Genomic DNA, 13,274 nt, shown 5'->3' on the forward strand with positions numbered 1-13,274 from the left:
CGGTTTGGGACTTAAGCTTTCGCGGAGTCTTTCGCCAGGCGCTTCAGGGCTGCCATGGCAATCGATGAATCGGTGGTGGGCCAGAACGGCGGCAGCGCGGCGCGCAGGAAGCCGCCGTAACGCTCCGTGGAGAGCCGCGAATCCAGCACTGCCACCACGCCCTTATCCGAGGTCGAGCGGATCAGCCGTCCGGCGCCCTGCGCGAGGCGGATGGCGGCGTGCGTGGCCGAGACGGCCATGAAGCCATTGCCGCCGGACTGGGCCACGGCCCGCGAACGTGCCGTCATCAGCGGGTCGTCCGGCCGCGGGAAGGGAATCCGGTCGATGACCACCAGCCGGCAGGACACGCCAGGGACGTCGACGCCCTGCCAGAGGGACATGGTGCCGAACAAACACGTGTCAGGTTCGTCGGCAAACTGCCGCACGAGTGCCGTCATGGTCGACTCCCCCTGGCACAGGATGCTGAGGCCCAGCCGGGGCCGCATGGCCTCGGCTGCTTCCTCTGCGGCGCGCCGCGAGGAGAACAGGCACAGGGCGCCTCCGCCGGAGGCGCGGATCAGCTTCTCGAGTTCGTCCAGGGCCTCGGGGGACGTTCCGCGGCCGGGTTTGGGCAGGTGCCGGGCTACGTAGAGGATGCCCTGCTTCGGGTAGTCGAACGGGGAGCCGACGTCGACGCCGGTCCAGCTCGGGGCGCCGTTGCCAACCAGGCCCAGGCCGCCGGCGGCGGGTTCGAAGGCAGCGCCGATGGCCAGTGTGGCCGAGGTCAGGATGACGGTGTGGTCCGCGAACAGGCCCTCGCGCAACCGCCCCGCGACGCTCAGCGGGGCAACGTTGATCAACGCCGGCGCGCTCTCGTCCGGCTGGGAGTAGCCCTGCGCCGGGTCGAAGCTGCTGTTGCGGGAGAACCACACGACTTCGCGGTTTTCGCGCGCGGCCAGGAGGCGTTCACAGAGTTCCAGGATGACCATGAGGCGCGAGCGGGCCAGCTGCCGTCCGCCGTCCGCCGACACGGAGCTGTCCCCCTTGGAATCGGACAGGGCGGCGCGGCACGCGTCGCGCAGCTGGTCGATGCAGTCCAGCTGCTCGCTGTTCAGGCCATTGGGCATCAGCCCGCTGGGGACGCCGTCGATGGCGAGCTCCAGGTGGGCGGCGGCATTGTTCAGCGCATCCACGGTGATGCCCGTGTGCTTCCGGGCCCCGGACGCGGCGGCGTGCACCATCGCCACGGAGAGCTGGCCCGAGACCGCGCCCGTGACGCGGTCCTGAAGTTCGTGTGCTTCATCCACCACGACGACGTCGTACTCGGGCAGCACCGCCAGGCCTTCGAAGGCACTGACGGCGAGCATGGCGTGGTTGGTGACCACGACGTCGGCATCGGCGGCGTTCTGCCTTGCCAGTTCGCTGAAGCATTCGGCCGCTAGCGGGCATTTCTGCGCACCGAGGCACTCCATGGAGGTGACCGAGACCTGGCGCCAGGCCCGGTCCGTGACGCCCGGCATGAGCTCGTCGCGATCCCCCGTCGCGGTCTCCTCGGCCCATTCGCGCAGCCGGACAACTTCCTTGCCCAGCTGGGAGGACGGCCCGCCAAGTGCGGCGGCAAAGTGCGGCACGGACGTGTCCTCGCCCAGGGAAAACAGCTGTCCCTCGGAAGGTTCTTCGGACGGGAAGCCGCCCTCGAGTTTGTGCCGGCAGACGTAGTTGGACCGGCCCTTGACCAGGGCGACCTTGACGGGCCGCTCCAGGGCAGGGGTGATGGTCTTAAGCAGCCTGGGCAGGTCCCGGCCCACAATCTGCGTCTGCAGCGCCAGGGTGGCGGTGGAGACCAGGGTGGGTTTGTTGCTGGTCAGCGAATGCGCGATCAGCGGAATCAGGTAGGCCAGCGACTTGCCGGTGCCGGTGCCGGCCTGGACCAGCAGGTGGTCGCCGCTGTCTATCGCGCGCGCCACCTGCCGGGCCATTTCGTGCTGGCCATCGCGGCTCTGCCCGCCCATGCCGGACACGGCACGGTCGAGCAGCCTAACAACAAACTCCTCGCCGGCCGCGCCGGCAACCGAACCGGCGCCTGTGTCACTTTCGGCTGGCCCGGCGTCAGCTGGTTCGGCGTCAGCTGGTTCGGCGTCAGTTGGTTCGGCGTCAGCTGGTTCGGCGTCGGTCCTGGTCACCGCAGCCTCAGTCATTGCTGATGAAGGGATCCAGTTCGGCGGCGAGTCCTTCACGCACCATCACCACGGCACGGGTCCCGGTTTCCTCGTGGTCAAGGCTGAGGATCTCGGCGTCGCTCTCGTGGAGCTTGCTGATCAGATCCCCGCGGTTGTACGGGATGAGCAGTTCAAGCTTCACGCTGGGCCGCGGAATGCCGTCACTGATGGCCTTGAGCAGTTCCGGAATGCCTTCGCCGGTGCGGGCCGAGACCACCACGTGGCGCGGCTCGCGCTGCTTGAGCCGTTCGACCACGAACGGGTCAGCGGCGTCGGCCTTGTTCAGGACAATGATTTCCGGAACCTTGCGCGCGTCGACTTCGCTGAAGACCGTCCGGACAGCCGCGATCTGGCCTTCCGGATCCGGGTGCGAGACGTCCACGACATGCAGGATCAGGTCAGAGTCGGCGACCTCTTCCAGCGTGGAGCGGAATGCCTCCACGAGCTGGGTGGGCAGGGAACGGACAAAGCCCACGGTGTCGGCCAGGGTGTATCCCAGCCCGTCAGCGGTTTCGGCCTTGCGGACGGTGGGGTCCAGGGTGGCGAACAGGGCGTTTTCCACCAGCACCCCCGCGTCGGTCAGCCGGTTCAGCAGCGAGGACTTCCCGGCGTTGGTGTACCCGGCGATGGCGACAGAGGGCACGGCATTACGACGGCGGTTGGCGCGCTTCGTTTCCCGGGCAGGCTTCATGGCGGCGATTTCGCGCCGCAGCTTGGCCATCCGGGTGCGGATCCGGCGGCGGTCCAGTTCGATCTTGGTCTCACCGGGACCACGCGAGCCCATGCCGGCACCGGCGCCGCCCACCTGGCCACCGGCCTGGCGGGACATCGATTCACCCCAGCCGCGCAGGCGCGGGAGCAGGTATTCGAGCTGGGCGAGCTCCACCTGCGCCTTGCCTTCACGGCTCTTGGCGTGCTGGGCGAAGATGTCCAGGATCAGCGCTGTACGGTCAATGACCTTGACCTTGACGATGTCCTCCAGCCCGCGCCGCTGGGACGGGGCCAATTCGGCGTCGACGACGACGGTGTCGGCGCCGGTGGACATCACGATGGCTTTCAGCTCCTGTGCCTTGCCGGAGCCGAGGAAAGTCCCGGGATCGGGCTTGGCACGCCGCTGGACGAGCCCGTCGAGGACCTCGGAGCCGGCCGTCTCAGCGAGGGCGGCAAGTTCACGCAGGGAGTTCTCCGCGTCCGCGAGGGTGCCCTCGGTCCAGAGCCCGGCCAGGACGACGCGCTCAAGGCGCAACTGCCGGTATTCGACCTCGGTGACGTCTTCGAGCTCGGTGGACAGGCCGGCCTTGCGGCGCAGTGCGTGCCGTTCCTCAAGGTCCTGCTGGTCGCCGTCGAAGTTGGTGTACACCTCGTCCAGGCGGGAGATGGCCTGCGCCTTGCCGAGCACCGACGTCGGGCTGCTGGTGCCAGCACCGGCGGCGGTGCCATGGCCGGTGCCGCCGCCGCGGCCTGGGGCGGGGGTGTCCTTGGAAAGGATCCGGTCGATTACAGCTTGAATCTCTTCAGGGCTCATGTCCTGGGCTGCTGAATCGGGTCCGGTGTTGGGGTGGCTGGTCATGGTCTCCTTTAAAGGTTCGGCACTTTCAGAATAGTGCCGATTGTTGCTCTGTGGGGCGGTATTCGCGCTGGGCTGACGGCGGGGGGTCATGCGGGCCTCCTGGAATGCCTGCGGCAACGGCGCCGGGGCGGGGCTGGCTCTGTGCGGAGCGGTGGCTGGGGACGGTAGAGGCGGCTACGGCGCCTGGCTGCGGGGACACTGGCTGTGTGGGCGGTGCCGGTGCCGGTGCAAACACGTTGAGGTAGGTGCCTCCGCCACGCCGGGCCCGGGAGCGGGCCAGGGAGCACGGTGCTCGAAAAACTGTGCCAGCAAAACACGGTGCCTGGGAAATGGCTGGATTCCAAGTGGTGCGGGCGCCCGCGGGTGAGAAAACTCACCCCTGCAATGGCGCACTCAGCGGAAGGCGTTTACCTGCATCGCTACGGAGTCCCTCGGCGTCCCTGACAAGGACGGGACGGGACCCGTGCCGGCTACTTGGAGATCAAGATCATGTTTTGTAGCGTAGCAGACGCTGGCGCTCCCACCCGGTTTCCCATACGGGCTGGCCGCGAACTAATCTGGCCCATTATGGAGTCTGCACACTATTTCAGCGCCCAGCCGGCCGGGCCCTTTACCCGTAAGCCGCTCACTGTGGATCTTGTCGGTGAGACGCGCCGGCTGCAGACGTCCTCGGGGATCTTCAGCCCGGACGGGATCGACAAGGGAACGGCCGTGCTGCTGGCCGACGTCCCGGCGCCGTCGCCGCAGGGCAACCTGCTGGATATCGGCTGCGGCTGGGGACCGATCGCCCTGACCATGGCCCTGCGGGCACCGCACGCCCAGGTCTACGCGGTGGACGTGAACGAACGCTGCGTGACCCTGACCAATGAAAACGCCGGGCTGTTGGGGCTGCCCAACGTATCCGCCAGCACGCCGGACGCCGTGGACCCCGACCTGCGCTTTGACACCATCTGGTCCAACCCGCCGATCAGGATCGGCAAGGATGAGCTTCATGCCCTCCTGCGCCTGTGGATTCCCAGGCTGGCGCCGGGCGGATCGGCCTGGCTCGTGGTCCAGAAGAACCTCGGCTCGGACTCGCTGCAGCGCTGGCTCTCGGCGGAGCTCGACGCCAGCTTCAGCGTGACCCGGGAGAGCACGTCGAAGTCGTTCCGGATCCTTCGAATCAGGAAAGCGTCCCGCTAGCGACGATCACGGCCGGGCCGCTGAGTTCGACGTGTTCGTGCCCCTCCGGGCCCAGGAAGAATTTCACGCCGACGACGCCGCCGGGGACGTGGACGTTCCACGCGTCCGGTGCGCCCTGGCCGGCCCAGTGGCGAATCGCGACGGCGGCGGCGCAGGCGCCCGTGCCGCATGACTGGGTCTCCCCCACTCCGCGCTCGTGGACCCGCATGGTGATGGTGCCGGTGCCGTCGTGGACCAGTGGTTCGGAGGGCACAACGAATTCGACGTTGGTGCCGTGCGGCGGCGTCGGGTCCACCCGGGGGGCCGTGAACAGCTGCGTGGCCTCCAGTTCGGCTGTTTCGGCCAGGGCCACGACAGTGTGCGGGTTGCCCATGCTGACGGAGAGGGCGGGCCGTGCGACTTCGAGCCCGTCGGCGCTGACCAGCGAGTCCATGGCCCGCGCGGTCGCCTCGCCCGGGAAAATGAATTCCCAGGGGCCCATGTCCACGGCGTAGCCCGCAGCCGTCCGGACGATCGTCTTGGCACCGCCCCGGGTTCCAATGACGAGCGATTCGCCGGCCGGCAGGTCCACGAGGCCTTCGGCGATGAGGAAGTGCACAAAGACGCGGACTCCGTTTCCGCACATCTCAGAGAGCGAGCCGTCGCCGTTGCGGTAGTCCATGAACCACTCGGCATCGGGGTGCGCGGTCAGCAATTGCTGCCCCTCGGGCAGGAGCCGGGAAGGCACGGCCCGGATCAGGCCGTCGCCGCCGATGCCACGGTGCCGGTCACAGAGCGCCGCGACGTGCTCCGGGCTCAACTCGAGCGCGCCGTTGGGGTCTGCGATCAGGACAAAGTCGTTGCCCGTTCCGTGGCCTTTGGAAAACTTCAGGCCGCTCAGCGGGGCGGTATCGCCGGCAGTACGGTCAGCGGCTACGGCTTGGGATTCGTCCATGCTCCAAGGTTACCGTTCCGCCCCGACCGCTCCGCCACCGTGACCCAAGCGCTACGCCGGAGGCAGAACCGGCGTCGCCCGGCAGAGGCCGGCGGCCTCGGCCACGAGGTCAGGATCGTGCCAGCCCAGCCAGGTGACCCGGGGATCCGCACGGAACCAGGTCAGCTGGCGGCGCGCGAACTGCCGGGTGGCGATGATGGTTTCGTCCGCGGCCTGCTCCACGCTGGCGGCACCGTCGAGCACCCGGAGGAACTGGGCGTAGCCGAGGGCCCGCGGCGCGGTCCGGCCGCTGCGGAGCCCTGCTGCGTCCAGCCGGCGGACTTCGTCCAGGAGCCCGCGGTCCACCATCGCGTGGACCCGGTCGGCCAGGCGCTGCCGGAGCAGTTCCCGGTCCACCTCGAGCCCGATCTGGACGGCAGGCTGGAAGTATTGGCGGGCCGGCATGAAGGAGCTGAATGGCCGCCCGGTGAGCTCAAAGACTTCCAGGGCGCGGATGATCCTGCGCTCATCGCCGAGCCTGCCCGCGGAGACGGGGTCCACTGCCTCGAGCCGTTGCCGCAGGGGCGCGGGGCCCGCGGTAGCCAGTTCCGCCTCGAGCCGGCCGCGGATCTCCGGATCCGTGCCGGGGAATTCCAGGACGTCGAGGGCGGCGCGGACGTAGAGTCCGGAGCCGCCGGCCAGGATGGCGCGCTTACCCCGGCCGTGGATGTCGGCGATCAACGCCCGGGCCTGCTGCTGGAAGTCCGAGACGCTCGCTTCCTCGGTCACGTCCAGAATGTCCAGCAGGTGATGCGGCACACCTCGGCGCTCCGCCTCGGTGATCTTGGCGGTGCCGATATCCATGCCGCGGTAGAACTGCATCGAGTCGGCGTTGATGACTTCACCGTCGAGCTCAAGGGCGACGGAGACTGCCAGGTCTGATTTGCCGGATCCGGTCGGCCCGACGACGGCGATCACCGGCGGCGCGGCCGGCCGTGCCCCCTGCGCCGCCGCATTTTGGGCAGCGTCCTGCTGGGTTGTGTCCTCGACCGCCAAGGCCTGGGCTGTGTCCTCGACCGCCGTGGCGCGGGCTGCTGGGTTCTGGACTGCTTCGTTCCGGGGAGCGCCCCGCGGGCCGGGCACGGCGCTAACGGCCGCGGACCGGGAGGCTGGGCATGCCCAGCGACACGCCGGAGGTGCCCGACGCGCTGGTCTTGCCCGCCGGGCTGGTTTTGCCTGCTGGGCCTGCGCCGCAGGAATCTGCCTGCGACCGGTCCCAGGCATCGCCGGCACGGGACCGGCGCAGGCTGTAGTCCTCGGCCGAGGCGGGGTCGGAGACGAGGTGGAACGCCGCCGCCTCTGTGATGGTGACAGTCACCAGATCGCCGGGCCGGGGCACTTCGGCTCCGGCGGGCACGGAGAAGTGCACCAGCCGCTGGTCCTGGGACCGGCCGGAGAGGCGGTGGGTTTCCCCAGCCTTACGGCCCGACTGGGCCGTCACCATGACCTCGACGCGGCGGCCAAGCTGCCGGGCGTTTTCCTCGGCGGCAATCCGGTCCTGCAGGGCCGTGAGGCGTTCGAAGCGTTCCTGGACCACGGCCTTGGGCAGCTGGTCCGGCAGGTCCGCGGCGGGCGTGCCCGGCCGCTTGGAGTACTGGAAGGTGAAGGCGGTGGCGAACCGGGACTTCGCCACGACGTCGAGCGTGGCCTGGAAGTCCTCCTCGGTCTCGCCGGGGAACCCGACGATGATGTCGGTGGAGATGGCGGCGTGCGGGATCTTCTCGCGGACCTTGTCCAGGATGCCGAGGAACTTGGTCGAGCGGTAGGACCGCTTCATGTCCTTGAGGACCTTGTCCGAGCCGGACTGCAGGGGCATGTGCAGCTGCGGCATGACGTTGGGCGTCTCGGCCATGGCGTCGATGACGTCGTCGGTAAAGGCGGCCGGGTGCGGGCTGGTGAACCGGACCCGCTCCAGGCCCGGGATGTCGCCGCACGCGCGCAGGAGCTTGGAGAAGGCCTGCCGGTCGCCGAATTCGACGCCGTAGGAGTTCACGTTCTGGCCCAGCAGGGTTACCTCGATGGCACCGTCGTCCACGAGCGCCTGGATTTCGGCCAGGATCTCGCCGGGGCGGCGGTCCTTTTCCTTGCCCCGCAGGGCCGGGACGATGCAGAAGGTGCAGGTGTTGTTGCAGCCCACCGAGATCGATACCCAGCCCGAGTAGACGGAGTCCCGCTTGGTGGGGAGGGTGGACGGAAAGACGTCCAGCGATTCGAGGATCTCCAGCTGGGCCTCATTGTTGTGGCGGGCCCGGTCCAGCAGCGCCGGCAGGGCACCGACATTGTGGGTGCCGAACACGGCATCCACCCACGGGGCCTTCTTGAGGATGGTCTCGCGGTCTTTTTGCGCGAGACAGCCGCCGACGGCGATCTGCATGCCCGGGTTGGCTGCCTTGACCGGGGCGAGGATGCCGAGGTTGCCGTACAGCTTGTTGTCGGCGTTTTCCCGGACCGCGCAGGTGTTGAAGACCACGACGTCGGCCAGCTCGCCGGAGGAGGGGACGTAGCCTGCGGCTTCCAGCATGCCGGCCATCCGCTCGGAATCGTGCACGTTCATCTGGCAGCCGAAAGTGCGCACCTGGTAGGTGCGGGGCTGGGCCGGGGCGGGACTTTCCGGTGCGGAAACGGGGTCCGCACCGAATGTCTGGGGCCCTGCCGGCTGCACCGCCGGTGGCGCTGTCGGAGAAGTCGTGCCGGCCGTTGGGGAGGGAATGGTAAAACTCACCTGTTAAGGGTAACGGGTAAGGGTAGTGGGCAGCGGCTGGGCCAGCGCAGACCCCGGCCCGGCGGTCCTAATCCCCGTCCCCCGCTTGGCCGGCGGCGGCATCGAGCACCTCACCCACCACCCGGAAGGCGAGCGACGGCTGGTATCCCTTGCGGGCCAGCATTGACGCGAGGCGGCGCGTAACTTTGTCGCGTTCGGCCCGGTCTTCGCCGCCGGTGAATCCCCGCAGCTTGCGCTCCACGAGCTCCCGGGCGGCCGTTTCCTCGTCGGCGTCGCTGAGCTGGTCCAGTGCACCGGCAGCGATCTCCGGGTCGATGCCCTTGTCCGCAAGTTCGCGCCGCAAGGCCCCTTTGGCGAGCTTGCGCGTCTGGGACCTGCTGCGGACCCACATGTCGGCGAACTCGGCGTCGTCAACCAGCCGCACTTCCTCGAAGCGGTCCAGCACGGCCTCCGCGACGTCCTCAGGGACGTTGCGCTCGGCCAGCTTGCGCGAGAGCTGCAGCCGGCTCTTGGGCGAATTCGTCAGCTGCCGCAGCACGATGGCACGCGCCACCGCCGCGGGGTCCGCGTCCCGGTCCTGCCCGGCCGGCGAATCCGCGCCATCGGTGCGGTCCGCCGGCTGATCCGGGCCGGCAAAGCCGGGGGCAGGATTCCGTGATGGAAATCCTGCCCCTTTGCGCCGCCGGCTGTTAGAAGCCGTCAACGGCCTTCAGCTTCGGAGATTCTTCGGTCTCAGCCGGGGCCTTGACGCCAACGCCGAGCTTTTCCTTGATCAGGCGCTCGAGTTCGGCCGCCAGCTCCGGGTTGTCGCGCAGGAAGCGGCGGGAGTTCTCCATGCCCTGGCCCAGCTGGTCGCCATCGTAGGTGAACCAGGAGCCCGACTTCTTGATCAGGCCGTGCTCGACACCCATGTCGATGATGCCGCCCTCACGGGAAATGCCCTGGCCGTAGATGATGTCGAACTCGGCGATCTTGAAGGGCGGGGCCATCTTGTTCTTGACGATTTTGGCCTTGGTGCGGTTGCCGACGGAATCGGCGCCCTCTTTCAGGGTCTGGATGCGGCGGACGTCGATGCGGATGGAGGCATAGAACTTCAGCGCCTTACCACCGGTGGTGGTTTCCGGGGAGCCGAAGAAGACACCGATCTTTTCACGCAGCTGGTTGATGAAGATGGCCGTGGTCTTCGTCTGGCTCAGGCGGCCGGTGATCTTGCGCAGGGCCTGGCTCATCAGGCGGGCCTGCAGGCCCACGTGGCTGTCGCCCATGTCGCCTTCGATTTCCGCGCGGGGAACGAGGGCGGCCACGGAGTCGATGACTATGACGTCAAGGGAGCCGGATCCGATAAGCATGTCCATGATTTCCAGCGCCTGCTCGCCGGTGTCCGGCTGGGAGACCAGGAGCGCGTCGGTGTCGACGCCCAGCTTGGCGGCGTATTCCGGATCGAGTGCGTGCTCGGCGTCGATGAAGGCGGCAATGCCGCCCTGGCGCTGGGCATTGGCAACCGCGTGCAGCGCGACCGTGGTCTTACCTGATGATTCCGGACCGTAGATTTCCACGACGCGGCCGCGGGGCAGGCCGCCAATTCCCAGGGCGACGTCCAGTGCGATGGACCCGGTCGGGATGACTTCGATGGGCGCACGGACTTCATCGCCGAGGCGCATGACCGAGCCTTTGCCGAACTGCTTGTCAATCTGGGCAAGCGCTGCGTCGAGCGCCTTCTGGCGATCCGGGGCTGCGGCCATGATTCACACCTCTAATACTTTCTCGCTGTGGAGTGGCCGTGGAGGCCTTTGTCTGTCATCACTGACGCTACTGGCACCCTCCGACAAAGTTGTCGGGAGAACCACGTATGTGGAAAACGGTCTGAAAAAAAGCATATCGCTATCCGAACAGATATTCGAACAAGCGGACGGCGTGTCAGGCGTCAGCGGAGCTCAGCTGGCGTCAGCGCGACGACGCAGGCGTCAGCGGGGCCCGGTGGTGTCACGGGGTTTGACGTCGCGGCCCAGGCGGCGTTCCGGCGGAACGTCCTGGACGTCGCACATGGCAAGCCACACCTGGCGCGGCGGAACCCCGGCGCTGAGCGCCTGGTCCGCGGTGCGGCCCCCGACCCCGGCCAGGACCAGCGAACTGCTCAGGACGCGGGAGTATCCCGCGCCGAACTCGTCGTCCATAAGCCGCCAAAAGTCACTGATTCGCACGAGTAAAGTCTCTCACGGCCGGGGACTCTAGAATGGTTGCCATGAGCAACCCAACTGAGTCCGCGGGCGATCCCGCTCCCGATACCGCCGGCGCGGACGCCGCCCTGGACGCCGTCGAGAACCAGCTGAGTCTGCTCTGGCGCCGGGGCCGGTCGATTTCCCACCAGCTCTCGCGCCAGGTCCACCCGGACATGGAACCCGCCGCCTACGGCCTGCTCAGCGTGATCCGCCAGCAGGGCCCCATCCGGCTGACCGACCTCGCCTCCTGCATCGGCGTCGGCAAGCCATCGGTGAGCCGGCAGATCGCCTTCCTCGAGGGCCTCGGGCTGGTGTCGAAGGAGGCTGACCCGCTGGACGGCCGGGCGCAGGCCATCCGGCTGACGTCCGAAGGCGAGGAAAGGATGCACCAGGTCCAGGACGCACGGCGTGAGGTGTTCCGGGAACGCCTGGCGGAATGGCCGGCCGAGGATCTGCAGGCTTTGGCCATGTACATGGCCAAGCTCAATGCCACCTACGAGCGCGACGGTTTCCCCCGGGACGAGCCCGCCTGACTCCCCCACCGGGAACCCTGGTCACCGAAACACGACAAAGGACCTCCGGCCTGGGCCGGAGGTCCTCTTTTGTGTCTTAGGTCTTAGGTGAGCTGGCTGCTAGCGCGCCCCGGAAAGGAGGCCCTTGGCCAGCTCGTCGGAGAGATCGGAGTTCAGTTCCCGGTCGAGGTCGCGGCCATAGCGCTGCGCGAACTCCTGGGGAACGGTGTCCGGAACCGCGACGCCCTCGGCGACCGCGACGCGGTCGCTGACTTCGCGGAGCATGCTCGAAAGCGGAACATCGAGGGCCGAGCAGATCGAGGAGAGCAACTCCGAGGAGGCTTCCTTCTGGCCGCGTTCCACTTCGCTCAGGTAGCCCAGGGAAACGCGGGCACTGTGCGAGACTTCGCGGAGCGTACGGCCCTGGCGCTGGCGGACATCGCGCAGGACATCACCGATTTCGTGACGTAGTACAACCATCTTGCGCTCCTTCTGTTCGCTCTTGGCCTGATCGGCGAGGCCCACATCCTTCCAGCGGACAACGCCGTTTACGGATACGGGCTGCTTTACCATCTGTATCGCCTTGCTCCTCGTACTGTCGAGTCCGCCGGTGGGGGCGGACTCTGCTGATGTTTTCATCCTAGGCGCCTCCCTCATTTGGAAGCGACACAATGTAACAACTATTCGGAATCAACTTTTGTTCCCGGCAACTTTACGCCCGGTAGCCTTCGGAAGATAGGGCCTCCAGCAGACGTTCCAGCGCGGCGCCGCACGCAAGTGCGCGGATCTCGGCGCGGCTGCCGTCAAAGGAATAGGGGTACGACGTCGATCCTTCCGCCGTGGCGATGCCGACAAAGACCGTGCCCACCGCTTTGCCGTCGTGCGGTTCGGGACCGGCCACGCCGGTAGTGGACACGCCGATATCGGCGCCGCAGATGCGGCGCGCCCCGTCGGCCATGGCTGCGGCTACCTGGCCGTCCACGGAGCCGACGGCGTCGAGCAGCTCAGCGGGGACGCCGAGGACGTCGGACTTGACCCTGTTGGCATAGGACACCACGCCGCCCTGCAGCATCCCGGAGGCGCCGGGCGTGTCGGCCAGCACGGCGGTGACCATCCCGGCGGTGAGGGATTCGGCGGTGGCGGCGGTCATGCCGCGGCCGAGGGCGCCGGTGACGGCCTGCTCCGCCAGGAGGTGCAGATTGGGATGCAGATTGGGGTGCAGGTTGGGGTGAGGAACGGGGTCCGGCTGGTTCATGGCTTGTTCTCCCTTGAACGTTGTTTCTCTGCCTTGATGCCGGCGGCCCGCAGTTTGAGCGCCTCAATGACGTATTCGCCGCCGGTCCACAGGGTGATGGCCAGGGCGGCCATCATCACGATGAACGCCACAACGCCCAGCCACGGGGCGAGGGATGCCAACGGAAGGACGTAGAGGAAGATGGCCGCCGTCTGCACCACCGTCTTGAGCTTGCCGCCGCGCGAGGCCGGGATAACGCCGTAGCGGATGACGAAGAAGCGCAGGGCGGTGATGCCCCACTCCCGGACCAGGATCAGGATGGTGACCCACCAGGGCAGTTCCTGGAGCAAGGAGAGCATGACCAGCGCGGAACCGATCAGGAGCTTGTCGGCGATCGGGTCGGCAATCTTGCCAAAGTCGGTGACGAGGCCGCGGGACCGGGCGATGTCGCCGTCGAGCTTGTCCGTGTAGATGGCCACCGCGAAAACGAAGGCGGCCGCCCAGCGCCAGACGCCGTTCTGGGCCTGCAGCCCCGGCGCGTCGAGGAGAAGGAACCAGACGAAGAACGGCACCAGCACTATCCGCAGCATCGTGAGGACATTCGGCAGGTTCCAGATCCGCGAGGCGGATCCGGCGTTGGCTTCGGCGCTATTCACCTTCCTAG

13 protein-coding genes are annotated in these 13,274 nt (G+C 67.8%); 2 read left to right on the top strand and 11 right to left on the bottom strand.

Going from position 1 to position 13,274, the window contains the following annotated elements:
- Positions 1 to 11: 11 nt before the first annotated feature.
- A complete protein-coding gene (locus tag AC1DBX_RS15575; protein ID WP_476932174.1) occupies positions 12 to 2,177 on the bottom strand; it encodes an ATP-dependent DNA helicase in 2,166 nt (721 codons plus the stop codon).
- Positions 2,170 to 3,768 (bottom strand): GTPase HflX, encoded by a 1,599-nt coding sequence (hflX, locus tag AC1DBX_RS15580; protein WP_223913986.1) that lies wholly within the window; start codon positions 3,766 to 3,768, stop codon positions 2,170 to 2,172. Before hflX ends, AC1DBX_RS15575 begins: the two co-directional genes overlap by 8 nt.
- A gap of 567 nt (positions 3,769 to 4,335) precedes the next feature.
- Between hflX and AC1DBX_RS15585 the strand changes: the two genes are divergently transcribed.
- Positions 4,336 to 4,950, top strand: coding sequence for a class I SAM-dependent methyltransferase (locus AC1DBX_RS15585; protein WP_476932175.1), 615 nt, complete (start codon positions 4,336 to 4,338; stop codon positions 4,948 to 4,950).
- On the opposite strand, the gene dapF is transcribed toward AC1DBX_RS15585, so the two are convergent.
- The 6 genes from dapF to AC1DBX_RS15615 form a co-directional block, all read right to left on the bottom strand.
- Entirely contained in the window at positions 4,931 to 5,884 is a 954-nt protein-coding gene (gene dapF, locus AC1DBX_RS15590; protein WP_028277231.1) for a diaminopimelate epimerase, read from the bottom strand. The genes AC1DBX_RS15585 and dapF overlap by 20 nt on opposite strands.
- A 51-nt stretch (positions 5,885 to 5,935) precedes the next feature.
- Positions 5,936 to 6,841, bottom strand: coding sequence for a tRNA (adenosine(37)-N6)-dimethylallyltransferase MiaA (miaA, locus tag AC1DBX_RS15595; RefSeq protein ID WP_476932190.1), 906 nt, complete (start codon positions 6,839 to 6,841; stop codon positions 5,936 to 5,938).
- Between the two features lie 169 nt (positions 6,842 to 7,010).
- A complete protein-coding gene (gene miaB, locus AC1DBX_RS15600) occupies positions 7,011 to 8,498 on the bottom strand; it encodes a tRNA (N6-isopentenyl adenosine(37)-C2)-methylthiotransferase MiaB (protein WP_476932191.1) in 1,488 nt (495 codons plus the stop codon).
- A 214-nt stretch (positions 8,499 to 8,712) separates the two neighbouring features.
- Positions 8,713 to 9,198 (bottom strand): regulatory protein RecX, encoded by a 486-nt coding sequence (locus tag AC1DBX_RS15605; RefSeq protein WP_476932176.1) that lies wholly within the window; start codon positions 9,196 to 9,198, stop codon positions 8,713 to 8,715.
- A 136-nt stretch (positions 9,199 to 9,334) separates the two neighbouring features.
- Complete coding sequence (recA, locus tag AC1DBX_RS15610; RefSeq protein WP_018774457.1) at positions 9,335 to 10,387, bottom strand: recombinase RecA; 1,053 nt, start codon at positions 10,385 to 10,387, stop codon at positions 9,335 to 9,337.
- A gap of 222 nt (positions 10,388 to 10,609) precedes the next feature.
- The gene (locus tag AC1DBX_RS15615) at positions 10,610 to 10,846 is read right to left on the bottom strand and encodes a DUF3046 domain-containing protein (protein WP_223913990.1); all 237 of its coding nucleotides are present in this window, start codon (positions 10,844 to 10,846) and stop codon (positions 10,610 to 10,612) included.
- Between the two features lie 41 nt (positions 10,847 to 10,887).
- Here AC1DBX_RS15615 and AC1DBX_RS15620 point away from each other — a divergent pair, with 41 nt between their 5' ends.
- Complete coding sequence (locus AC1DBX_RS15620; RefSeq protein WP_223913991.1) at positions 10,888 to 11,397, top strand: MarR family winged helix-turn-helix transcriptional regulator; 510 nt, start codon at positions 10,888 to 10,890, stop codon at positions 11,395 to 11,397.
- Between the two features lie 99 nt (positions 11,398 to 11,496).
- Here AC1DBX_RS15620 and AC1DBX_RS15625 read toward each other — a convergent pair whose 3' ends face one another.
- The 3 genes from AC1DBX_RS15625 to pgsA form a co-directional block, all read right to left on the bottom strand.
- Complete coding sequence (locus AC1DBX_RS15625; protein WP_018774460.1) at positions 11,497 to 11,949, bottom strand: helix-turn-helix domain-containing protein; 453 nt, start codon at positions 11,947 to 11,949, stop codon at positions 11,497 to 11,499.
- Between the two features lie 139 nt (positions 11,950 to 12,088).
- Positions 12,089 to 12,631 carry a CinA family protein gene (locus AC1DBX_RS15630; protein WP_476932177.1) on the bottom strand — a complete coding sequence of 181 codons (543 nt, stop codon included), beginning with the start codon at positions 12,629 to 12,631 and terminating at the stop codon, positions 12,089 to 12,091.
- On the bottom strand, positions 12,628 to 13,266 hold the full coding sequence (gene pgsA, locus AC1DBX_RS15635; RefSeq protein WP_079551323.1) for a CDP-diacylglycerol--glycerol-3-phosphate 3-phosphatidyltransferase: 639 nt from the start codon (positions 13,264 to 13,266) through the stop codon (positions 12,628 to 12,630). Before pgsA ends, AC1DBX_RS15630 begins: the two co-directional genes overlap by 4 nt.
- Positions 13,267 to 13,274: the final 8 nt, after the last annotated feature.

The organism is Arthrobacter sp. 10N44_2 (assembly GCF_056394385.1).